The organism is Micromonospora sediminimaris (assembly GCF_016863575.1).
In the GTDB taxonomy this organism is placed as follows: Bacteria; Actinomycetota; Actinomycetes; order Mycobacteriales; family Micromonosporaceae; genus Micromonospora; species Micromonospora sediminimaris.
The window spans coordinates 51,558-72,970 of record NZ_BOPD01000026.1 but is presented as its reverse complement, the minus strand read 5'-3'; the positions used below and the strand labels follow the sequence as shown (position 1 = coordinate 72,970).

26 protein-coding genes are annotated in these 21,413 nt (G+C 66.4%); 11 read left to right on the top strand and 15 right to left on the bottom strand.

The window, feature by feature from the left end; all coding sequences use genetic code 11:
* Positions 1-139: 139 nt before the first annotated feature.
* The 3 genes from Vse01_RS29825 to Vse01_RS29440 form a co-directional block, all read right to left on the bottom strand.
* Positions 140-946, bottom strand: coding sequence for a PD-(D/E)XK nuclease family protein (locus Vse01_RS29825; protein WP_373870696.1), 807 nt, complete (start codon positions 944-946; stop codon positions 140-142).
* Between the two features lie 1,052 nt (positions 947-1,998).
* Positions 1,999-2,538 (bottom strand): transposase, encoded by a 540-nt coding sequence (locus Vse01_RS29445; RefSeq protein ID WP_232511349.1) that lies wholly within the window; start codon positions 2,536-2,538, stop codon positions 1,999-2,001.
* Between the two features lie 17 nt (positions 2,539-2,555).
* On the bottom strand, positions 2,556-3,053 hold the full coding sequence (locus Vse01_RS29440) for an IS110 family transposase (RefSeq protein WP_232511350.1): 498 nt from the start codon (positions 3,051-3,053) through the stop codon (positions 2,556-2,558).
* Between the two features lie 385 nt (positions 3,054-3,438).
* On the opposite strand from Vse01_RS29440, the gene Vse01_RS20895 reads away from it, so the two are divergent.
* The 3 genes from Vse01_RS20895 to Vse01_RS20885 all read left to right on the top strand — a co-directional run bounded on the left by Vse01_RS20895 (position 3,439) and on the right by Vse01_RS20885 (position 5,143).
* On the top strand, positions 3,439-3,801 hold the full coding sequence (locus Vse01_RS20895; RefSeq protein WP_093407797.1) for a cyclic-phosphate processing receiver domain-containing protein: 363 nt from the start codon (positions 3,439-3,441) through the stop codon (positions 3,799-3,801).
* 309 nt (positions 3,802-4,110) lie between these two features.
* Positions 4,111-4,509: a PadR family transcriptional regulator gene (locus tag Vse01_RS20890; RefSeq protein WP_093407799.1), complete on the top strand. Its 399-nt coding sequence runs from the start codon at positions 4,111-4,113 to the stop codon at positions 4,507-4,509.
* Positions 4,484-5,143 carry a hypothetical protein gene (locus Vse01_RS20885; RefSeq protein ID WP_093407802.1) on the top strand — a complete coding sequence of 220 codons (660 nt, stop codon included), beginning with the start codon at positions 4,484-4,486 and terminating at the stop codon, positions 5,141-5,143. Before Vse01_RS20890 ends, Vse01_RS20885 begins: the two co-directional genes overlap by 26 nt.
* Positions 5,144-5,262: 119 nt before the next feature.
* Here Vse01_RS20885 and Vse01_RS20880 read toward each other — a convergent pair whose 3' ends face one another.
* Together Vse01_RS20880 and Vse01_RS20875 are read right to left on the bottom strand one after the other, a co-directional pair.
* Positions 5,263-6,045 (bottom strand): ATP-grasp domain-containing protein, encoded by a 783-nt coding sequence (locus Vse01_RS20880; RefSeq protein WP_232511351.1) that lies wholly within the window; start codon positions 6,043-6,045, stop codon positions 5,263-5,265.
* 166 nt (positions 6,046-6,211) lie between these two features.
* Positions 6,212-6,928, bottom strand: a complete 717-nt coding sequence (locus Vse01_RS20875) for a hypothetical protein (RefSeq protein WP_093407807.1) — start codon at positions 6,926-6,928, stop codon at positions 6,212-6,214.
* Between the two features lie 9 nt (positions 6,929-6,937).
* Between Vse01_RS20875 and Vse01_RS20870 the strand changes: the two genes are divergently transcribed.
* Entirely contained in the window at positions 6,938-7,561 is a 624-nt protein-coding gene (locus Vse01_RS20870) for a hypothetical protein (RefSeq protein WP_093407809.1), read from the top strand.
* Between the two features lie 271 nt (positions 7,562-7,832).
* Here Vse01_RS20870 and Vse01_RS20865 read toward each other — a convergent pair whose 3' ends face one another.
* A complete protein-coding gene (locus Vse01_RS20865) occupies positions 7,833-8,192 on the bottom strand; it encodes a hypothetical protein (RefSeq protein ID WP_093407812.1) in 360 nt (119 codons plus the stop codon).
* A 286-nt stretch (positions 8,193-8,478) separates the two neighbouring features.
* A complete protein-coding gene (locus Vse01_RS20860; RefSeq protein ID WP_093407814.1) occupies positions 8,479-9,009 on the bottom strand; it encodes a pyridoxamine 5'-phosphate oxidase family protein in 531 nt (176 codons plus the stop codon).
* A gap of 285 nt (positions 9,010-9,294) precedes the next feature.
* Between Vse01_RS20860 and Vse01_RS20855 the strand changes: the two genes are divergently transcribed.
* Positions 9,295-9,465, top strand: coding sequence for a hypothetical protein (locus Vse01_RS20855; RefSeq protein WP_198413215.1), 171 nt, complete (start codon positions 9,295-9,297; stop codon positions 9,463-9,465).
* Positions 9,466-9,586: 121 nt separating this feature from the next.
* On the top strand, positions 9,587-9,859 hold the full coding sequence (locus Vse01_RS20850) for a hypothetical protein (protein WP_093407820.1): 273 nt from the start codon (positions 9,587-9,589) through the stop codon (positions 9,857-9,859).
* Positions 9,860-9,950: 91 nt separating this feature from the next.
* Here Vse01_RS20850 and Vse01_RS20845 read toward each other — a convergent pair whose 3' ends face one another.
* Entirely contained in the window at positions 9,951-10,430 is a 480-nt protein-coding gene (locus tag Vse01_RS20845) for a YfbM family protein (RefSeq protein ID WP_093407823.1), read from the bottom strand.
* A gap of 340 nt (positions 10,431-10,770) precedes the next feature.
* Here Vse01_RS20845 and Vse01_RS20840 point away from each other — a divergent pair, with 340 nt between their 5' ends.
* Together Vse01_RS20840 and Vse01_RS20835 are read left to right on the top strand one after the other, a co-directional pair.
* The gene (locus Vse01_RS20840) at positions 10,771-12,090 is read left to right on the top strand and encodes a hypothetical protein (RefSeq protein WP_093407825.1); all 1,320 of its coding nucleotides are present in this window, start codon (positions 10,771-10,773) and stop codon (positions 12,088-12,090) included.
* A 648-nt stretch (positions 12,091-12,738) separates the two neighbouring features.
* Positions 12,739-12,990, top strand: coding sequence for a hypothetical protein (locus Vse01_RS20835; RefSeq protein WP_198413216.1), 252 nt, complete (start codon positions 12,739-12,741; stop codon positions 12,988-12,990).
* A gap of 188 nt (positions 12,991-13,178) precedes the next feature.
* Here Vse01_RS20835 and Vse01_RS20830 read toward each other — a convergent pair whose 3' ends face one another.
* The 7 genes from Vse01_RS20830 to Vse01_RS20800 form a co-directional block, all read right to left on the bottom strand.
* Positions 13,179-13,649 carry a hypothetical protein gene (locus Vse01_RS20830; protein ID WP_093407829.1) on the bottom strand — a complete coding sequence of 157 codons (471 nt, stop codon included), beginning with the start codon at positions 13,647-13,649 and terminating at the stop codon, positions 13,179-13,181.
* Between the two features lie 431 nt (positions 13,650-14,080).
* Positions 14,081-15,181 (bottom strand): tyrosine-type recombinase/integrase, encoded by a 1,101-nt coding sequence (locus Vse01_RS20825; protein ID WP_093407831.1) that lies wholly within the window; start codon positions 15,179-15,181, stop codon positions 14,081-14,083.
* Entirely contained in the window at positions 15,178-15,597 is a 420-nt protein-coding gene (locus Vse01_RS20820; protein WP_139233192.1) for a hypothetical protein, read from the bottom strand. Before Vse01_RS20820 ends, Vse01_RS20825 begins: the two co-directional genes overlap by 4 nt.
* Before the next feature lie 188 nt (positions 15,598-15,785).
* Complete coding sequence (locus Vse01_RS20815) at positions 15,786-16,883, bottom strand: DNA-methyltransferase (protein WP_093407837.1); 1,098 nt, start codon at positions 16,881-16,883, stop codon at positions 15,786-15,788.
* Entirely contained in the window at positions 16,880-17,419 is a 540-nt protein-coding gene (locus Vse01_RS20810; protein WP_198413217.1) for an XF1762 family protein, read from the bottom strand. Before Vse01_RS20810 ends, Vse01_RS20815 begins: the two co-directional genes overlap by 4 nt.
* Positions 17,416-18,255: a TRM11 family SAM-dependent methyltransferase gene (locus Vse01_RS20805; RefSeq protein ID WP_093407839.1), complete on the bottom strand. Its 840-nt coding sequence runs from the start codon at positions 18,253-18,255 to the stop codon at positions 17,416-17,418. Before Vse01_RS20805 ends, Vse01_RS20810 begins: the two co-directional genes overlap by 4 nt.
* Positions 18,248-18,844, bottom strand: a complete 597-nt coding sequence (locus Vse01_RS20800) for a hypothetical protein (protein ID WP_093407842.1) — start codon at positions 18,842-18,844, stop codon at positions 18,248-18,250. Before Vse01_RS20800 ends, Vse01_RS20805 begins: the two co-directional genes overlap by 8 nt.
* Before the next feature lie 788 nt (positions 18,845-19,632).
* Between Vse01_RS20800 and Vse01_RS20795 the strand changes: the two genes are divergently transcribed.
* From Vse01_RS20795 to Vse01_RS20785, 3 genes are all read left to right on the top strand, one after another.
* Positions 19,633-20,427: a hypothetical protein gene (locus Vse01_RS20795; protein ID WP_093407844.1), complete on the top strand. Its 795-nt coding sequence runs from the start codon at positions 19,633-19,635 to the stop codon at positions 20,425-20,427.
* Positions 20,428-20,532: 105 nt separating this feature from the next.
* Entirely contained in the window at positions 20,533-21,018 is a 486-nt protein-coding gene (locus tag Vse01_RS20790; RefSeq protein ID WP_139233193.1) for a hypothetical protein, read from the top strand.
* A gap of 108 nt (positions 21,019-21,126) precedes the next feature.
* Positions 21,127-21,393 carry a hypothetical protein gene (locus tag Vse01_RS20785; protein WP_139233194.1) on the top strand — a complete coding sequence of 89 codons (267 nt, stop codon included), beginning with the start codon at positions 21,127-21,129 and terminating at the stop codon, positions 21,391-21,393.
* Positions 21,394-21,413 lie beyond the last annotated feature (20 nt).

Genomic DNA, 21,413 nt, shown 5'->3' with positions numbered 1-21,413 from the left:
CCGCTGAGGTACTAGAGGGCTGAACGCGTGCCGGCGTTGGGGCGTAGAGGCGGCAGGGGGGATCGACCTCGTGCGACGAGGCATCATATTCGGAGATATTCTGGGTGGTTCGGCCGCCATCACCCGCCCCCTCCTGTTACTACGTTGCCTGCGCCCCCTGCGCCCCACTGGACACTCTACTCCCAACAGACGCCTCGTAGGCGTCCCGGGCAGCGCACCATCGCCGCACACTGCACCTGCTGCAGCCAGGTCCAGGAAGTGAGTCCCATTGGGTATCCGCGAGCCAGCGGCGCGCGAGGCGACGCACACGCCCCCGAGCCATCGACATAATCATGAAATCTTGTGTGGAATAGCTGTGAACCACGGCCGACTCGGGCGAAAGAATCTCCAGTTGAACCTCACCGTGAATCGCGCCGTAATGCCTCGCCAGCCCTGCCTCTAGGGCGACAAGATCCCACGCTACGGCAAGATAAGTGCTGAATATTTCATCGTCGGTAGCCACTGGCTGTACCTGGACAGTCTTAATCTCACGCATCGTCAGAGTGTCATCGCTCTTCCAGTAAGCGTCTGACTTGGTCGCCACCACTACGTCGGCTATCCCATCGTAGGCGTAAAGCGTCCTTTCGGCCGTGAGTGACCTCGCGTCATTAGACTGTAGTGGGCAGCATTCGATGTGGGATCGAAGGAATGGATACGCCAACTCATAGTCGGCTGGGTCTATCTCCCCGCCTCCGACAAGACTAAGGCGGTCCAGATCTGCGGGGTCAGGGAGGTCATCCGGCGAGCAAGGAACACCTCGCGAGTGAGCTTCGGCGATCCAACGGTGGACTGCCAGTCCTCGCAGCAACGCCTGATTGCCCTCTTCAATGCGAGGCAAGTGGACGAGACGCTCCATGTACCACTGGGCAGGGCATCGCTCATAGCCTTCGAGATCAGATGCCGACACAGACCTCGTCCAGGGGCCAGGTTCACGCACTTGAAGAAACCCGTCAACACGCACTAGAGACTCGCAGGATCCGGTGAACTTGCATTCACCGCAGCACCTGCCGGGCACTCGTTCTTCCCCGCGAATCGCCGCAAACACATTTGGCCTGGCTCGCTCCTCATAGAGAATGCGCGCGTCATCCCGGGAAATTCCGTCTAGAATGTGGTGTTCAATGCCGTCAACGAGACCAATTTCGGTCACCCATATGCGTTGAACTGGTGTCCGACTTGCATATTCTCCTGCGGCATGGGCCGCTACGTAGGCCCACGGGGTCGCGGCGACTTGGGCATTAGAATGCCGCAGCCGGCGTATTTCCCGAAGGCCATCGCTTGTCTCGTACAAGAACGCCCACGCCGCCAACTTGGCGTCTGGTCCCTTAAGGAGCTCAACCCAACCATCTAGAAAGTGGAGCTGCCCGATTGCTTCTTCGCGTGCCTCATGGTACTCAAAGTACCGATCGAGACCGTGCTCAAAAAATTGACGCACACCATCATGCAAGTCTATGAACAAGCGCTTCTGGGCCTCCACCGACGACCAGAGCTCGCTGCCGCGGTTAGTCAGCCTTCCAACTCTCTTGATTGCCTCAGCCAGGCTGCCCAACGCGAAAGGCCCCTTGCGCGACCTCCACCCACCGGTTTCTGGGATCGTCTCGGGCCGCACCTTAAGCGCCAGATTCAAAGGGCACGAGCGTTCGCCCGCCGCGGATTCCGCATCGCTTGCACTCACGCGGAAGACTTGGGCGTCTTCCCGAAGCGGAATTCCGGGGTTCCAGTTCAAGACCGTCCTACCTCGCTCGGACGCGACGACGCCAAGAACCGGCCAATCGCTATCGCGTTCGTTGAGAATACCCGATCCTGCATTGTAAAGCCCTCTCGACGGTTACATGCAAGCAACCACGCGAACTTCGAACGCGTGTCCGATCTCGCAATCGGGCAATTTACGAACAACACTCACTTCGTCACCCACGAACCAGCCACCCTTGCGTCCCTGCCATCCCGATGCTCCTATGGAGGTCAAGCGGTCAAGGCGGCGAAGTCGGCGCGTAGGGTGGTGTAGACGTCTCGCACGATGTAGCGCTTGAGGCAGCGGAGGATCTCCTGCTTGCTGAGGCCCTCCGCAATGCGTCGGTGCAGGTAGGCGCGGGTGCGTGGGTCGTAGCGCATGCGGCACACGGCGATGGTGTGTAGGGCGTGGTTGGCGCTGCGGTCGCCTCCTCGGTGGAGGCGGTGGCGGCGCACCCGTCCGGAGCTGGCGGGGGTGGGTGCTGCGCCGCAGAGGTGGGCGAGGGCGGCTTCGGAGTGCAGTCGGTCGGGGTTGTCACCGGCGGTGATGAGTAGTTGGGCGGCGACCTCGGGGCCGACGCCGAACAACGCGGTGGTGCGAGGTGCCGCGCTCTGAACGATGGGTGTCACCTGCCGGTCGAGGAGGGTGATCTCCTCGGTGAGGGCGGTGACCCGTCGGGCGAGTCCGACCAGGGCTGCCGCGGTGGCGTGCTCCGGCTCGTGAAGTCTTGCCGGGTCGTAGGTCAATGCCGTGCATCGGCTGACCAGCACGGCGGCGCTGACCCTGGTCAGGTGGGCTCCCAGGGGTTCGGGGCGGCGGCGACCAGGCCGCGCATCTGATTGAGCGCGGCGGTGCGGGCCTTGACCGCTCCTCGACGGGCGACCCTGAGGGCGCGGATGGCCTCGACCGGTCCGGTGCGGGTCTTCGGGGTGCCCATGGCGGTGCCGGCGAGAGTGGCCCTGGCGGCGGCGATGGCGTCGATCGGGTCGGATTTGCCCTGGTCGCGGCGGGCTCGGCGGTCCGGCCGATCTACCTCCACGACAGGCAGCTTCTTGCTAGTCAGATAGCGGGCCAGGCCTGCGCCGTAGCTGCCGGTGCCCTCCACGCCCACGGCCGTGACCCGCCCGAAGGAACGCATCCGGGCCAGCAGATCCGCATAACCGGCGGTGGTCGCCGGGAACTCGGCGTCGCCCAGGAGTCCGCCAGTGCTGTCGATGATCGCGGCGTGGTGCGTGTCGCGGTGGGTGTCGACACCACCGATAACAGACCGCTTCTTGACTGCCATGCTGTTGAGGTCCGCCCTTCTCGTCGGCGTCGAGATCCGTCGACACGTCACCGGTCAGGCCGTACGGACAACACAGTGGTGGGCGCCTCTCGCACAGGCTCCTATCAGGTCACCCAGCGATGAGTTCCGCGGTTGGCTTGAGGCAGAGCACGAGGTCGTGCTCGGGCAAGGTTGCGGGCGTCATGATCGCGGCCGGTATGGGCTTGCGAGGCGTACGAGGAGACATGCTTCCTCGACGGACTCCTCGGACAGCCATGAGCAAACCGTAGTCCCTGAAAAGATGGTTCGCGCCCCATGAGGCTCTCGTGGAAGCGCAACTCACCCACCGCACACCCTGCGGCAAATTCCGATGTCGCATCACGATGCTGTCAGGCATCATCATCGCGTGGATGCCCGCCGAACGATCGTCCTGGTCGATGACCTTCGTTCGTTCGTGGACGGCCGTGGTGCCCAGGTGGCCCGTACCAGCGCCGCCGGGGTTGAACTTCTCTATCGGTACCGGGACCGGCGCTTGGACGAGTTGTGGCTGGACCACGATCTCGGTGGGGACGACACGATCTGGCCGGTCGTGGAGGTCTTGGAGCGGGCCGCGTTCGACAAGCGTCCCTTTGACGTCGGCGTCATCACCGTCCACTCCGCCAACCCGACCGGCGCCGCGAAGATCGCCCAGGTCTTACGGCACTGGGGGTATCGCGTCCGCGTCGCGTCGGGGTCTACCGACGTCGGCTATCTCGACGGCCCCGCATGAGCTGACCGGCTCGAACGCCCCGTCCGACGGCCACCACACTCGCACGGGCGGTAGATCCGGATCCCTGTTCAGGCGACGATGACAGGCCACCGGGAGCCCCGCAGCCCGTGGGGTCCAATCTTCAGCGGGCGTATCGCAGGGCGCAGTCGAGGCAGGCCGTCTCGGCGCTGACCTCGGTCGCAAGTCGCATCTTGAGGTCGGGATTCTTGCTGTTCAACGGCGGTGAGAGACGGTCGCGAGGTCGGCCTGGACGACCTCTTCTGGGACACCTATTAGACGACGCATAGTACCGGCCGTACTATGTGGCACATGGTAGTGAAAGGCGAGTCGGGCGAATCGGCCGAGCGGCAGGCCCAGCTCCTGCGCGGCTGCTTGGACATGTGCCTGCTCGCGCTACTTGCCGCCGAGCCTGCGCACGGCTACCAACTCGTCCGCCGACTCGACGCCGCTGGATTCGGAACGGTGAGCTACGGCACCGTCTACCCGTTGATCACCCGACTGCACCGCTTAGGACTCGTGGCCAACGCGATGCAGCCCAGCCCCAACGGCCCACCCCGCAAGGTCTACCGGCTCACCGACACCGGCCATGACCGACTGAACGTCTGGCGCGAGCAGTGGACCCAGTTCGCCAGCGTCGTGAACGAAACCCTCGCCGTCCGTCCGCTGAATCCAGGAGATGACCATGAGCACGTCGACGCCGGCCGTTGACAACCTCCTCGCCGCCGCCGACCGAGAATGGCGCGCTCTCGGCATACACCGCCGCGACCGGGCCACTCTGGCTGCCGACCTGCGAAGCGAACTCGACGCCGCAACTGCCGACGGGATCGATCCTGCGCAGCTTCTCGGCACTGACCCCACCGGCTTCGCCCTGAGGATCGCCGAGGAAGCCGGCGTGCAGCGGATCCCACCGCGCTACGGCCAGGTGCTTGGCGTGGCGAGCGCGGGCGCAGTGCTCTCCCTCATCGTGGGATACATCCTGGTCATCGGCCTGCACCAGGCATTCGTGGCGGCATTCGACCTGCCGCGCGACGTACGCGTACCGGTGTGGCTCGCCGCTGGCGTCTTCTACGCCGGCGTCGCAGCGGTCGTCGTCGCCGGCGCCGTCCTCGCCGTGCGCATCGCCCTGCGCGACGTACCCCGCATCCCACACACCGCTACACGAATGACACTGCTCCTGCCACCCACGATCGCCCTCGCGATCGCTGCCGCGGCGGCATTCGGCTGGGCGCTCGGCTTCCCGCTCACCCCACTGGCGATCGGAACCGAAGCGGCGATCGTCCTCGCCGCCTTCCTCGCCGCAACGGCGCTGGCCCGCCGCAGTTCCGTAACCGCGGCCGGCTAAGCCAACCGATGTGACGCATCAGCAAAGAAGAAGATCACCACGACGCGGGCAGCGACGACCAGCCAACGCGCACGAAGCGGCAGATCAGGATGCCCCGATCTGGGATGCACATACGACAGTCAGCTGGTGCCGGCGAGCAGCGCGGTGACCAGCGAGCTGGGCTCAGTGGTGGCCGGGCGGTCACTGACCTGGCCGTCGCCGATCTCGATGATCCGCCAGACTCCGTCGTCGCGGAGGGCGAGGTCGACCGTGATGAACGGCAGGCCGAGTGCGGCGATGACCGGTGTGACCGCGACCAGGTCCACGTCGAGGTGCGGAACGTCGTTCGGAGTGTCGGGATGCGCACTGACCAGGACGCAAACGCCGTTGACCCACCAGGTACGCGCCTCGACGGAGGTGAACCGCTCATAGCGCCGGAGCACGAACCCGCCGACGAAATCGTCTTCACGCAGATGCCGCAGACGGCTCGCCACCTTCCACGCCGTCTCGCTATCGGCGAGGTCGGGAATGAACACCGCCTCGTGCCAGTAGTGCTTCATCGACTTGGTGTAGTCACGCAGGACGGCCGGGCCGTTGCCCAACTCGACGCGTACCCGATCGAAATCGGCGCGCAGGTCGCCCCCGGTCCACACCGACGTGGGGGTGTATGCCGCCAGCGCGGCGTACCAGCCGGGCAGTTCGTGGGCCTGCCGGTACTGCTCGGGCGAGGTTCGCAGCGTCACGCCGCGCCGGGACAGCGCCTCAGCGAAGGCCGCGTACTGCTCGCTGCGCAGCATCCAACCGCGGTAGACCGCCTCACCGCCGGCGGGCACCAACGCCACCGCCTGATCCGCACGCCCCGGCCCGGTCAGCGCGTCGTGGTCGACCACCGCCACGTCAAGCCCGGCATCACCAGCAGCCACCGCCTCCGCCCTGAAATGCTCGTCAGGACGGCGCGGTCGCAGTGGATCCGCAGGAACCAGCAGCATCACACCCCGCATCGTGCCCGACCCGGCCAGCAACCTCCACGCCATATTCCACCCGCATCGCGCACGGGGAGCGGCACGAGAGTGCGGCTTACTCTGCCAGCTAGTGGCCGTCGAAGCGAAGTTGCGCCATGTTCGTTCCGTCGTCGTCCTTGGCGAGCAGGTCCTTGTACCGATGCGCGTCTCGCTCGGCGATCACGCGGGCTTGTGCCACGAGATCGTGCAGGTTTGCAGGGTAGTACTCGTCCTTGAGGATGAATCCGCGGGCCAACCACTCCCGGGTGGCCACATGCCGGCACGTAAGGAATGCGGCCAGGCAGGCGATCCGATACAGGCCACGCAGATCGGCCACCTCGTCGTCCGCAGCCCGGCTCGTCGGGGTTGGCCGGCACGCACGAAGGGCCTCGACGGACTCGTAGACGAGGCTGACCTGAGACCAGTACCAGGCACGGACGGCACACACCTTCTTATGTTCCGGTCCCGTCTCGATCACCGAGATCAGGTAGCGCTGCACGTGGCGTCGCCCGAGCGCCACCAGCAGCGGGTGGATCAGCTGCTTGTTGAACGAGACATCCTCATCGCACACGATCACCGCCAACACACGATCAGCGAACGGAGCGGCAACCTCGGGCCGTGCGGCCAGAAAGTCACCGAGGTACAGGCGCTTGGCGTTCCGGCGGTCGTACGCCACGAAACGATCGTTGTTGCGATACGGCTCAGGCAACTCTGGATGCCGCCAGCCCGGGCAGAACTCCGCCAGGAGCTCATCGAGCCGCTGCTCGAATTCCGTCTCAAGGTCACCATCGGTCCAGCCCTGCACGAAGCAATCATGCCCCTGATCGCCACCATGAAGAAGCCGCAGGGCACGCCCTCGAGATCGAGGTTCTCAGCTCTGCAGCACCATCCGCGCTCTTGGACCTACAAGGTCTACCTCCTCCCGACGCCCCATCAGCGGCATGTGCGGATATCGGCTTGGCGTCAGCTGGTACAGGATATGGGCGTGAGCGAAAGTCTCCTTCGTGTCGTGCCGACCGTGCCAGATTGGGTGCCGGCCCAGGACGCCGCGGATGCTGCGGCCGAGGTCGTCTCGGCGATGTGTCCGGGTGCGGGAGAGCTGGTCGCCTGCCGGTACGCCGAGGTTACGTTCATCGACCAGGGCGTCAACTTCGAGGCAGTCGGCTGCCCGGTCTGCGCGGCTCCGCTGGACTCCGACTGGTGGCAGGAGCGCATGGACGATGCCTATGCCACTCGCTTTGCAACATTGGACGCTGTGACACCGTGCTGCAGCGCCACCGTTTCGCTCAACGACTTGGAGTACTACTGGCCAGCCGCCTTTGCGCGATTCGAACTTCAAGTTCGCGATCCAGGCCGTGGCTGGTTGTCGCCCGACGAGGCAGCGCAAGTGTCGACCGTGCTCGGCATCACGGTTCGCCAGGTCTTCAGCCACTACTGACGGAGCACCGCAGGCAACGCCGCCCGCTCGGCGGCAGATCCGGATAGCTGCGGACGCTGCGTCGTCGTAGTCACTTTCCGCGCGGCATAGACGGATGCGGGGTGTGACTGATGGAGCCATCATCGGGCTGCAACCCGGGTAGCTTTCCCAGTGGCGACACCAGTCGCCAGTGATCGTTGCGCACGATCTGTAAGACCGGAGAGCCATCGTGGCTGTAGGAGAAGAAGCCGTTCATGGCAGCGGTGCTGCTGACCGACGACATAACCCCACGTCACTCATCAGAATTCTTGGACCACCTCCACGAAAGGGTAAACAAATCTGAGAGAAACATGCAACTAAATCGCAACTGCCGCTGAATCAACCCTCTTCCCAGAGGATTGATCGAGGAGTGGGCGGAATCAATCGCCCCTACGACGATCACCACGATGAACGAGACGCAGAAGACCACTATGATCGGCACCGCAAAAGCAATTAGCATCGAATGGCCGATCAAGTTATTCTCGCGCAGGATTATAACCGCCGCGCCCGCACCCACAGCCAGAAATGCCACGCGCCACGAAAGCACCAGCAAGCGGTATGACTTACGCCTCCTAACCACGGCAACTTTCTCGCGATACGACGAGTTATCCATTTACCGAAACCTCCTCAATCAGGGATCACCAGTCAAACAGGCGCCGTATAGGGCCCAACCCGATACTGCCGTCGGTTTGACCACTTCGGAGGCTAGCGGGACGCTGCGCCGACTCTGACCTGCAGAAGCGAGAACCCGCCGGTCATGGTGGGAGCAGTTGAGTGCCATTCGACGAGTTGGGCGCGGTGCAGAGCTGTTCAGCGCACCCGGCTGCTCCCCCCGTTGCTCCCCGATCTCCGGTGGACGAAGCGGCTCTTGGACGCGTGCGGTTGGCCGGTGCTGTGGATCAGGGCTGGGACGCCACGGTGAGCTTGGCGATGTCTGGGGCGTAGACGGTCATCCAGTGCGGATGCAGCCGGTAGTAGACCACGTCGTTGTCCCAGTCGAAGAGGTCGTCGCCGTAGAAGTCCTTCACGTACGCGAGCACGTCCGGCCAGTCGGTGGCCTGGTCGCCGTTTCGGGGGTTGAGGATCTCCACCTTGCCGTGCGTGAAGACGCCGAGGTCCTCACCGCGCATATGGGCGGCGCTGACGGCGGGTCGCGCCGCGAGGTGGCGCGCCTTGGCGGCGTCGGGCGCCGTGCCGAAGTACCACTTGCCTCGCAGGAAGTGCCCGTCGACACCGCTGATCCGCGGCTCACCCTTCGCCGTCACGCTGGACAGAGCGAGGGTGCACATGCCGGTGAGAACCTGGGTGAGCTGCTTCGCGTTCAGTGTGCGCGCGGTGGTGTTGATCGAGCGGAGGTGGGAGGTGGAGCCGGCGAGGGAGGCGTCAAGAAGGGCTTGGAGCCTGTCGAGATCTTCTGGGGTTTCGCGCATGGAGGCCTTTGTCTTTCCGCATCTATCTGCGCCGCGCTCCGCGCCTGTCACCGGCGCCGGCCGATGAACCCATGCTCCACCCAAAGCCTGACACCTTGCGTCATATTTCTTCACCTGGCTTGCGGACGCCAGCGGGCCGCACGGCAGCCTGGGCGACGTGAATGGCTCCCGGCCGGCGACGCGCACGCTCTGCGGCAGATCAGCGTGCCGAGCTGGGTGGCCGCAAACCGCATGCGGTCGGGTAACGACTTTGCTACCTTGCCAGCGGTGGCGAGGCGAAGGTACTTGGCGAGGGGCGTTGAGGGCGGCTACCGGATCTGGGACAACCGGGCTCGCCGGTGGTGGGGCGACCTTTATGAGCTCTACCCAGACGAGTTGCTCAACGAGCTGAACGGCGCCCGTGACTACACCAAGATCACGGCGCTGCTCCGGAAGTACCGAGCACAGAAGCGGTAACGCAGTACAGCGGTCAGCCAGCCCACGTCGATCGTCAGGACGGACGCCGCCGTCCGTCGATAAGCGACGGTGACGGACTGATGATCTTTACAGGGATCGAAAGTCGTGCGAGCGTCGGGCTGTGCTCCCCATTGGCCTGAGCAACTCCGCAGACGCATCACTGCAGGCTCCGCTCGGGGTCCTCGGGGTTCTGTTCCTGACGTTCGCCCTCGGAAACGTCGTCCTGCGGCTGTGGACCAAGCGCCGGCTACGAGCAGGCAGAACGCTGCCGGGACCATCCCGAGCGCTTCGCCTGTTCGTCAACCACCCGAAGCTCTTCTTCGGTGCCTTGTGCGCACAGATCACGATCGGCGTCCTGCTGGTGCTGACCACCATCGTCGCGACCGGTCGTTGACAGTCGGCTCTCCCGTCGACCAGCTACGGGAAGGCTGCCTCAAGGGCGCGGTTTCCTCAGTGCCCGCCTTGGCGGCAGATCAGTGCCCAGTTCAGGTGGCGGTGAAGACCACGGCACGCCCCGCGGCCGCGGCCCGCTGGTAGAACGCCCGCACCTCGACGAAGTTGTCCCAGGTGTAGTCGAAGTCGGCGTCGTCGAGGGCACCGCGGTAGTCGGGGTCGTCGATGGCGTCGAACCGCTGGCGCAGCTGGCCTTGGTCGACGGACTGCAGAGCGGCGGCCACGTCCCGGGCCTCGTCCACCGTGCGGTAGACCACGACGTACTCGTCGTGCAGCCGGCGCCCGCCGAGCACCGCATGGCTCAACGGATACTCACCACCGTCAGGTTCGAGGGTGCCGTCGGTCAGGCACCGGTGGATGCCGTCCCATGCCTTGTCGGTGTCGACCCTCAGGCCGTCCTCGGCCCACGACTCCTCGATCTCCTCGATAAGTTCGTCAACCGCGTCGCTGTCGCCGGCCGCGAGCAGCGACCGCTCCTGCTCCGGCGTGATCGCGAAGTGCACTCCCAACACGCAGAGATCCTATGCCGATCTTCAGGTTGCGGAGGTTCACCTCGGACCACGGCACGAAGGAGCAGCAAGGGCGGCCGCGCTCGGTCCGCGGCAAATCCGTGCACTCGCGGGCAGCAAACCTGAACTTGTGCTGACGTGGAGTGTCTGCGTCGTGGCTGACCTGCCGCCCTGCCAAGGCTCGGCCAACAACGTGGCGCCGATTTTCGCGTGACGAGAGCACCTGGCTCCGTTCTCGCGAGCGTGGTCATTGGGCCCCTACGTAGGGAGTTGTGCTGCGTACCCTGCTCATCGCAACGAATTCGGTGGAGCGGAGCAGCCCGCCGGTCTCATTCTGTTCGTGATGGGATGTGAAGACGACGACTGCGCGCACGAGTGGCACTATGCGCCGTACCGCACCGGGCTGGGCGCGTTGCAGCGCGGCCAGGGTGCCGCGGCGGCCTGGCTGCAGGATCAGCCGGATCACGGACACCTGGTCTACACCTGCACCGGTCGCGACACCCGGTGGGACTGGCAGGTCGACGATCGCTACACATACCTGGCCCGGCTGTTGCACGATTTGCGCCTCGACACGGCCCCACTGGTCACGCAGCTTCGCGCCTGCGGCCCGTACCGTGCCTGGCCTCAAGCGGACCCGACCGATCATGACAACCAGTTCAACCTTGCCGTCGGCATCTTGGAGGTGCTCGCCCGCAGAGGGAACACGCAGGCAACCGAGACGCTGCGAGGATATATCCGCGACGGCGTCCGCTGGATCGATGCCCTCTCCACGCTGGCCTGCAGCTGGCCGGCGGAGTGGTGGGATGACCTGTGGGAGACCGCGGCCAGGCGTATCAGGTCCGAAGATGCGGCCGAGGTGCTGCCAACCTCTGAGCCGTGGCTGTGTTGGCGGGGTCGGGATCCGAGGATCGACACTGTGCTGAACACCGCTCAGCGCAGCCGACAGGATGCTCGAGATCGCCCGGTCGATCTTTCGGCCACCAGTGATGCCGAACTGGTCGCGCTCCTGCGAGCGGCGGACACCGGCCGTGCCGTGAAGGTATCCGCACTGCACCAGATCCGTCGCAATGCACGGCCGGTACCGGAACTGCTCGACGCGGTCGAGCAGTTGGCGGCCGAACGGCAAGCCGGCCTGTTCGGTGCGCTCCGGGTCCTCGGCCCGCAGGTCCTCTCGGCTGCACGAGGCTGGGCTGTCGACACCGAGCACCCGCTGTTTGACGCTGCCGCGCATCTCCTCGCGGAACACGGCGACGAGCAGGACATCCCGGCGATCCGCGCCGCACTCGACCGGCTCACCGACGAGTGGTGCGGCCACGACCGGCTCACCGAGGGCCTGGCCAGGATTCTCGCCAGCTCTTCATCAGCCCCTCACGCCGACGTGCGGGCAGCCCTGATCCGCCGGTTGCGCTGGTTGACCCGGGCATCGCCACACAGTTACGAGCGAGGCAGCTACCTACGCAGCCTGCTGCTCCTCGATCCCGACAAGACGACAGCCGCGCTGCCGTCCTACCTCCTCGACTGCGAGACGGATGTCCGGCTGTTGGCCGCTCAACACGCCCCGATTGCCGACCAGACACGACGCTGGCTGCTCACGCTACGCGACGACCCTATTGAAGAGGCATCCGTGCGTCGGGCCGCAAACGCACGCCTCAACTCAAGCTGAAGGCGCAAGATCACCATGAATCGCTCCGCAAGGGCGGCCTCTACGGCGAGTACCGGAGCGGCCATCCGCTCATCGGCCAGATCGAGGGCCGGGGTTACCTTCGGCGGCAAACGACTCGCCAGATCCGTGCGTCTGGCCTTGGACGATGCGCGGCACGACCATTGGTAGCGCCGGGACGAGTTCTGCTTCCGGCTGTACATGTTCCTCGATGGCGCCGGGAATCAGTACGCCCAGCCGCCTACTCCGACGCCGATGATCAGCATGCCTGGTAAGCCCCACCGAGTTCGGCGGGTGCAATCCACCCGCAGGCAGCGCTCGGTCGGCGGAGGTCCGGGTGCCCTCCCCGACCACCCAGTCATTCCGGCCATGCTCTTGATCTGAACCAAGGTTGAAGTTCTACCTTTCGTTCTCAACCGCTCACCACCGGAGGTAGACCCTGTGGAGCAACAGCTGTCCGACGCCGAACTTGCAGGTTAGCCTGCCGCCTATTGGACCGGCGTTGCCTATGAGTCGCCCATCGCCTTCACCCGAGCTCGACATGCCGAACACGGCTTCACTCAGCCTCAGTTCTGGCTGCTTCGCAACCTCTCCAAGAACGACCTCCTGCCGGATGGCGGCGGGCTGACCATCCCTGAACTCCAGCAGGCGATGAGCTCGTACCTCAGGGCCGAAGACGATCTGGACGCCGAAGCCGAGGCTCTGCTGGAGCGCGGATGGCTGATCCGCGACCAAGAAGGAAGGCTATGGATCACCAAAGCAGGGGAAGAGGCCCGCCTCAGCCTCAAGCGACATGCACCGGCGATCCGAGCCCACATCCACAAGGGCATCGATGACGCAGACTACGTCACGACCCTCAAGGTACTCCGGCAGCTGATCCAGAACACCAGTGGCTCGATGTAGGGCCTCACACCAGCCGCTTCCCTTCATCGCCCCGAGGCGCAAGGATTACCGACGTTCGCTTCACCCCTTCGAAGACCTACGACCGCGACCGCGCGGCCCGGCCTCGGTCGAGGCGCCCGGGCTGTCTTGTCGCCGACGTATCCACCGGACGCATGGACGACAGTCGTATCTGAGCGGATGCGGCGATGCTACGGAGCGCTCTCCGTTCGCACGGGTTCCACGCTGGCGGCCGGCACCGTCGCGATCACGTAATCCTCGGTCAGGTCCGGCTGCACGCCGACCATCGCGTTCCTGTCGACGTAGCGGACGACGAACGAGGTCTCGCGCAGCCACGCCTCGTCATAGCCGGCAAGACTCTCCGGCACTTCACCCACGAGTCGCACGTCGTCACCCGGCTTGACCGCGGCATCCGCCGGAGCCTCATCGCGTTGGATGGCCGTGATCGCGTGGATAAGAGCCTTCAGCGGTTCGGTGTCTGTGCCGTAATGAACCAAATGGCCCGCCTGGCCGAAGATAACATCGGCCTCGGCTCTGCTCACGTCGGCGAGCGCCTCGGCCGCACCGGCCGCCAGGGCCGGTCCCCCCGACCTGTCAAGTTGCGCCGCCAACGCCAGGATCAGGCGATCAATGACACGTTCCGTCGTCTCCTCGTCCGTCACCCGGCGAGCCTATGACCCATCCGACGGCACCGTAGTCGGCCGGCGGGTACAGGGGTAGATCCGGCGCCGTGCAGACAGCCAGTCCGTCGGCTTCCGCTCATCGGCAGATCCGCACGTCGCGGGATCGGTTGGGCTCAGCAAGCCCTCACGCAACGCCACCGACTTGGACCGCCGCCCGGTCGAGGTGCCATTCGTCGTGTGGCGGCTCATCTCGGCGTGTGTTGCAATTCCGGTCGCACCTACCTCTGTACTCGAACCTGTACGCCGACAGCGGGTCCTGTGCCGGCGACGGTGGTGGAGGCGGTGTTCCTTATTGGCGTGCGCGGCGCTCGTCCCGGTGGATCATGATGACCGCAGCGATGGCGGTAGGCATTCCTGTGCCAACAGGCCCGATCATCGCGCCGCGGCCGGGGATACCATCGCGCGGCCCGTTACTCAATGTCGCCAGGTGGGCTTGTCAAGGTGGCGAGGCGGACCCTTGGCGAATCGTGGATGCTGGTGCCGGAGGTGGCCAGCGGGTGCGGCTCCCCGGTGAGGCCGGCGAGGGCGGTGGCGATTTCTTGGATTTCGGCGCGTACGTAGGTCATGGTTGTGCTGGCGCCGTTGCTGCCGGCGTGTCCGGCGTAGGCGCGGGCTACCGCGTAGCTGAAGGTGCGTTCGACCCAGGTGAGGGTGGTGTGGCGCAGCCAGTGGGTGCTGACCTGCTGCGCCGCAGCCCAGGGCAGGTGAGCGCCGATGCGCTGCCACAGATGGTCGTAACGGCGGTAGGTCAACGGTCGGCCGTTTCGGTAGCGCAGCAGACTTCCGTTGCGGTCATCATCGCCACGTTCGGCGTGGTGTGCCAGCAGGTGCTGCATCAGGGGCGGTGAGACCGGCTGCCAGCGGAAGGTGCCGCCCTTTTCTCGTAGGTAGATCAAGCACTGGTCCGGATCCAGGTCTCGCGGGCGCAGCGCCAGCGCCCCGCCGCGGCGGCAGGCGGTTTCCAGATGCAGTCGGATCAGCAGGCCATCCAGGCGTGGGTCGTTGCCGGTGGTCGTGGCGATGTGGATGATCTCAGCCAGCTGCGCCTCCGGGACAGCACGGCGGATGCTGGCCAGCCGGCGGGGCTTGGCCACCTTGGCGGCGGGGTTGTCGGCTTCCCGGATCAGCCCATCCATGACCGCATGCCGGTAGATGCAGCGCATGGCGGCGATGAGGTGTTCGGCTGCGGTACGGCCACCGCGCGTGTTGCGGCGCACGACCACATCGCTGCGGATGTTCTCGGCCAGCCGTTTGATCTCTAGGGGCGTCGGCTCGGTGATTCGCCGTTTGCCCCAGTGGTGGCAGATGCGTCGCCAGTACGAGCCGTAGACCCGGCGGGTACCGGGTGAGACAGCCTCGGCAACCTGGCCGACGTACTCCTCGAACGTCGGCACCGCCACCGACGCCGCCGTCGTCTCGGTGAGCAGTTGCTCAGGGGTGATACCCAGTTGCTTGAGCAGACTCCGCAGTGTCTCCAACTGTGCATTGCGGTGATCCATCGGCGTGGTCATCGTCGCGCCTGGCTGTCGTCTGGCTGGCGGTAGAGGACAACCATGGCGTCCACTGCGGCCATCGGAATCACCAGTAGTTCGTTGCGCTGCCGGTTTGCGGTGACCAGCACCCGGTCTCCGGTGACGATCCCGCATCTGCGGCGGACGGCGAGCGGAAGTCGCAGATGGCCGCGCCGGTCGACTCGGCCGTTGCCACTGGTGCGGGCGACGACAATCAGGCCAAATTCATTCACGAACATCACCGCCTGCCCTGCGCGCCAACCCATGAACGCAAGTACGGATCGATCGGCAAGCCGTCCATCGCGGTCGACTGGTGTGACTACGCAGCGGACGTCAGTTCCGCGCTCAGTGTCCACAAGCGCTGGAATCGGCAGCGCCGGTGACGGTTGTAGGTATTCGCCGGCGGATGCCTGCACGAACCGACCTACACCAACAGCGTTCCGCCCATGCGGCAGTGGTTCGTGCAGTACGAAACCTCTGTCCAGCGGAGCGACGTCCGGTCCAGTTACGGCCTTCCCCTTCAACGCTCCTCGGGTCGGAAGGGTTTTCGCGTCTGTGATGCCATCGGGCCGCTTGACGGTTTGGGTGGGCTGGGAGCGGCCGGTCACGGATGCCTGCCGTGCTGTCGCGGCGTATCGATTCGGTCGAGGGCTATGTCGTGGTAGCCGGCGTTGATGTCGATGCCGATGTATGTACGGCCGAGTTGCAGTGCGGCGAGGCCGGTGGTGCCGGCGCCGCTGAACGGGTCGAGGGTGACACCGCCGGGCGGAGAGCCGGCGATGATGGCGCGTAGGGGTATGTCGATCGGGTAGACGGCGAAGTGCGCTTCCCGGAAGGGGCGGGTGGGAATCGAGCAAACTGATCCTGGGCTCTTGCCTCGGGGGTGGTGGCTGCGGTGGGCGCGCCCGTTGGCGAGGAGGTTGTTGCGGGCCGTGTTGCTGCGGTGGGCAGCAGGGTCGGTGACGTACTTGGGCTGGTTCGCGCCGTAGGGCGTGACGCCTCTCCGACGGGCGGTGGCCCCGATGCCGCCCTGGGTTCCTTTGCGGCGGCCGCCGATGATCCTGGTTCCATCCAGCGCCTCGGGCCGCGATAGAGGGACGCGGATGGCGTCGAGGTAGAAGTAGTAGAAGCGTGATCGGGCCAGGATGAAGATGTACTCGTGGGAGCAGGATGGCCGGTCTCGTACGCTTTCCGGGATTGCGTTGGGTTTGTGCCAGACGACAGCTTGGCGAAGGATCCACTGCCGGGTGTCTTGCAGCGCGAGAGCGACCCTCCATGGGATGCCGATCAAATTCTTGGCGGGGAGGATGTCCTGGGTGCGGAGGCGGACGAGCCTGGGCTGGGTGGTGTCGGGGCTGCGGTAGCCGGAGTACGTGCCGCTTTGGGGTGCGCCGCCGGAGTTGAGGCTGTACGAGTCGCCGAGGACCAGCCAGAGCGTGCCGGTGGGTTTGAGGACCCGGGGGACGTGCCCGAAGACGTTGACCATCGTGTTGACGTAGTCCTGGGGCGTGGGTTCGAGTCCGTACTGGCCGGGCTGGCGGTAGTCCCGCAGCCCGTAGTACGGCGGGCTGGTGACCACGATGTCGACGCTTGCCGCGGGCAGGGTCGCGAGGACCTGCTGGGCATCGCCGGTGTAGAGGGTGACCTTCTCGTCCCGGTGGTACAGGAACCGGTCGGACGGGTCGGTGTGGTGGCTGGTCATCCGGCCTCGCCCCGCCGTCGTGGCCGGTGCGGCCTTCTGGGTTGACGGGTCCAGTCGGGGGTGGTCACCTGCCAGCGCGTACGAGCGATGTGGTCGGTGCCGTGCGGCGTTCGGGGTCGGCTTGGCCGGTCCCAGCCGGGCGTGGCGGGCAGGTCGGCCACGGCGGTCCAGCCGGCCGCGCGGAGGCTGGTGCCGGGCTCGTCGGCGCGGGTGTAGGTGATCATCCGCTGGTAGCCCATGTGGCGGGCGACGCGCCAGGCGGCGGACAGCAGGACGAAGCAGGCGTTGCGGGATCCGTCCGTGGCCAGGCGGGTGATCTCGGCGGTGAGTCCGTCGTCGAGGTGACGGACAAGCGGTCGCCCGACCACCGCAACCCCGAGGAGCACACCGGCATGGCTGGTCAGCCCGAGAGAAAACTTGTGACCCTGCGGTGGGGTGAGCTGGCGGTGATGGGTGGTGATGAAGTCTCTGGCCGCCCGGTAACTGATCGAGCGCACGCGGGGGCGGGCAGCACGGCGGTGCGGGCTGGCAATCATGGGCGCACTCCGTGTTGGTCGGGTGCCACCAGGTCTGCGGACGGCTGGTGCCGGAAGACGTAGATGTCCTCGTAGGCGCTCGTGTGGACAGACAGGTCGTCCCACAGTGGGGCGGTCGTTGCGGGCGGGCGGACTGGCGACGTGGGGACGAGTCGGTCGTCGTGGGCGTCGGCGAGCAGGCCGATGGTGTGCTCGATGAGCGTCAGACCAGCTCCGGCGCCGGCGGCGGGGATCGCGTCCGGCGCTTCAACTGCTGGGTGGTTGGGGTGGCGGCGGAGGGTGACCACGACGGTGGCGTCCGGTCGCAGCAGCGGCAGACAGCCGGTGAGTACGGCGGTCATGCCGGCGGCGAGGTCGACACGGCGGGTGCGGTTCGCGACACGGCCCTGCAGGGGGCGTCCGTGCGGCGGTGAGGTCACCACCAGCGCGACACGTCCCCGCAGCGCGGACGGCAGCACGTCCGACAGGGCGGTCGCGTCGCCGGCCAGGACCATGCCCTGCCCGGTGCCGCCGGCGCGGTTCGCGCGGTGCAGGTTCGCTTGGGCCAGTCGCACCCAGTCCGGCTCGTAATCGACCCCGATCGTGTCGCGACCCGCCGCCACCGCTTCGATCAGCGTGGTGCCGACACCGGCCAGGGGGTCGAGGACGAGGTCGCCGGGCTGGCTGTATCGGATGATCGCGGCGGTGGCCAGGTCGGGCCACATCCGTTGCGGGTGTGCGGCCGAGCCGGGGACGTACTTCCCGCGCCGTTGGGCGGCGACCGGGCGTTGGCCGAGCAGCCACACCGACCGTTGGGGCGGCGACATCAACGACGCGCTGAGCTGTCTGTCAGCCATGGCGGCCTGCCGCCACTACGAACACGAGGACATCGACGCGCACAGGGCGGCCGGTCGCCGTATCCCTGGAGGTGGTGTCGTCCTCGGGCGTGGTGTCGCTGCCGTTGACAGCGGTGGGGACGGTGATCACGATGATGCGTTGCAGGTGGCGCATGCCGCCGGAGCGGGCTTCGGGGATCAATCGGCGAGCCTGTTCGGGGTAGCTGCCGCCGTCCTGGGTCGGGTCGACGATGAGTACGGCGAAGCCGTCCGGGGTGACCACCAGCCGGAACGCGCGGAACAGATCCGCCACAGCCTCGGCCGCGGGGTGCGGTCGGGGCCACCGCAGCACGACCAGGTCCACCTGGGCGGCGTCGATGTCGGCGAGGTCGGCGGGCTGGGTCACGGGCAGGTACAGGCGGCCGGTCGCCGCGGCGGCTTCCCGTATGGCGGGGTCGCCGTCGAAGTCGACCACGGCCGCGTCGCGGCGGCTGTAGGTGACGACGAGCCGCCGCGCCAGCCGCTGCTGGGTCGCCTTGTCGTTGTCGCCGTCCGTGCCGACGGCACGCCAGATCGAGATCGGCACTGGCGGGCCGTCGGTGAGGTCCACCCGGAGGAAGTCGCGGTACGCGACCCCATTGGGTGGGTGCGTGTCGCGACTCGCTTGTTTGCCGCGTTGCGGCTGAGGCGACTCGCCGGGGTGTGCGGGTGTTGCGAAGGGTTCGGTCATCGGCGGGTGGCTTCCACCGGCTGGCCCGTGCTCACGACTCCCAATAGGGCAACCGGACCCCGATGTGCGGGGGCCGTCCGGCTCTCCCGGCCAACAGCAACCAACAGCGACGCGGGCCGGCAGGACCGTTGGCCAACCGGCCGCCAGTTGGGTCGGGCCGCTCAACCCAACATCCTGCCTAGAGTCCGGGCTGGTTCAGCCCAACCGCGGCCTGGCGCCACCCAACGGCGTGAGACAGCGGACCCAACAGGCGATGCCCCGCCCGGCCTTAGGCATTCAGCCGATCGGCAGGGTCGACTCTGCCGGCGACACCGCCAGCTTGCAGGCCCGAGCGCCGGGCGGTGCGCTCTGTCGGGTCGACTGTGTACACCCGGTGAGACAGCAAGAAACCCGGCCGCTGCCGTTGTTGGACAAGAACCTGGTTAACAGCGGCCAACAGGGCATTGAGCTGAACCAACAGCCGGCGCCGTCCACGCGCGTGAACTCCGGCCGTTCGTAAACTGCGCCGGACCGTCGAGCATGCAGGGCCCCGACCTGTACCCAACACGTCCGTACCCGATACACCCACCATTCACCATCCATCGGCGCACTCCGATTGCTGTTGGGTTGGTGTGAGTGGATGAGCCGTGCCATTCGGTACAGCGCTTCGGAGCCCCCGGGAGAGGTTCATGCCGTCCACCTCCATCCGTCTGTCACCGCTCGACGCCCACCAACGCGCCTTCGATCTCCTCGTCCGCCGGCCCGTACCGATCGCTTTCGACGGCCGCGGCATCCCCGGCTGCCCGCCGCGGCTCATGGCCCTGGACGAACTGAAGGCCTTCCTGCTGAACCGCGACACCGCACCGCAGGTCCGCGACACGGTGTGGCGGGAGCTGGTCGTACGGGCCCGCCGTGACGGCGCCGGCTGGGGCATCGGCGCGATCGGCATCGCCCTACCTGGCCTACGCAAGCGGGCCGGTAACATCACCCGCGGCTTCCACCGCGACGTCGAGGACATCGACGCGGAGATGCTCAAGACCTTCTGGGAACAACTCCTGGAACGCGTCGACGCCGACCAGCGCCGCGTACTCGGGCGCATGCTCGACGCCGCCGAACGCGCCGGACTCAAGATTCGCTACGCCGACGTCACCACCGACCCGCTCGACAGCGAACCCGCCGGCCCCCGCACACCACTACAGCCGTGGGACCACCCCGACTTCGTCCTCGCACGGGCCGTTGCCATCGGCGTGATCGACGCCGACGACGCGAACATCATCGCCGAGACCCGACTTGAAGGCGCCTCCGTCCAGGTCGCCGCCGCCCGCCGCGGCATCCAGGGCCAACTCGCCTCACACTGGCGCGACCAAGCCGAAAAGCGCCTGATCAACGCCATCCGCAAGGGCGAACTCGCCCACGTGCGGCTACGGCCACATCCCGCCAAACCTATCCATCGGACGACGCTGATGGCATGGCCCGGCGAGTAGGCCCACCCGGGAATGCGGAACAGGCCCTCTCGGTGGTGATGTCGTCCAGAGCAGCAACGGCCGAGCCATGTGCCGGCCGCCGGCCGTCGAAGGGCGAGCCCTATGGTGGCGCTGGCGCAGCCTGAGATCCACGCGAACGATCTGCTGCTTGGCTCCTGGCAGCTGTCGGATCGCCGCGCTGCCGTGGCTGCCTACGCGGACCCGACCATTCAGCGCTGGTACTGCTCGGCCTACCGCGGCTGGCTGCGCGAGTGGAGCGAAGTTAGGCAGCGCTCCGCCAGCGACATCGCCGCCGACCTCGCACTCACCCCCGAAGCCGTCCGCCGGAACCTGATCCGATTCGGCATCCCCCGGCGGCCCGCAAGGCTTCGCCACCATTGCCGCATGGTGCGGCAGGTCTACGGCAGCAAGCTGGTCACGGATACGACGGGCCTACAGCCGGTATCCCGCGTCCAGCAGCGACTTCAACACGCTCCGCGGCAGCCACCTCGTCGCCGATCGATGCTGTCCCGGCCGGAAGACGCGGTAAGCGACGCAATCTTGAGAAGGACCCAGCGACGTGACCGCGAAAACCGATCATGCCGTCCCTGATCAGGGCAACCGCCAGCGACATCGCTGGCGCAAACCTACACCAGCGGAGCGCCTATCCCTGGGAAACCTGGTGCAGAGATGCGGATCGAAGCTGCGACACTTGCTTTCATGAAGCCACCGCTGTGCCTCGTCTGTGGATCAACCGACAGCGCTACCCAATTCACCGTGGTGAACTTCGCCGTCAACGACCATGAGAGAGCAGGACTCGAAGCGCGCAGAGCCGTCGGCTGGGTCGGCCACCCGGAAAACGCCTACTGGTTCTGCGCCGAACACCTCCACTTCGGCACCGAACGCCGGTCGATGCACTGGCGCGACGCCGTCGCCGAGATCAGCGCCGTCACCGACGGGTACCCCCGTCGCCTACCGTGGTCCTAATCACCCTCGCCGTCCTCGAG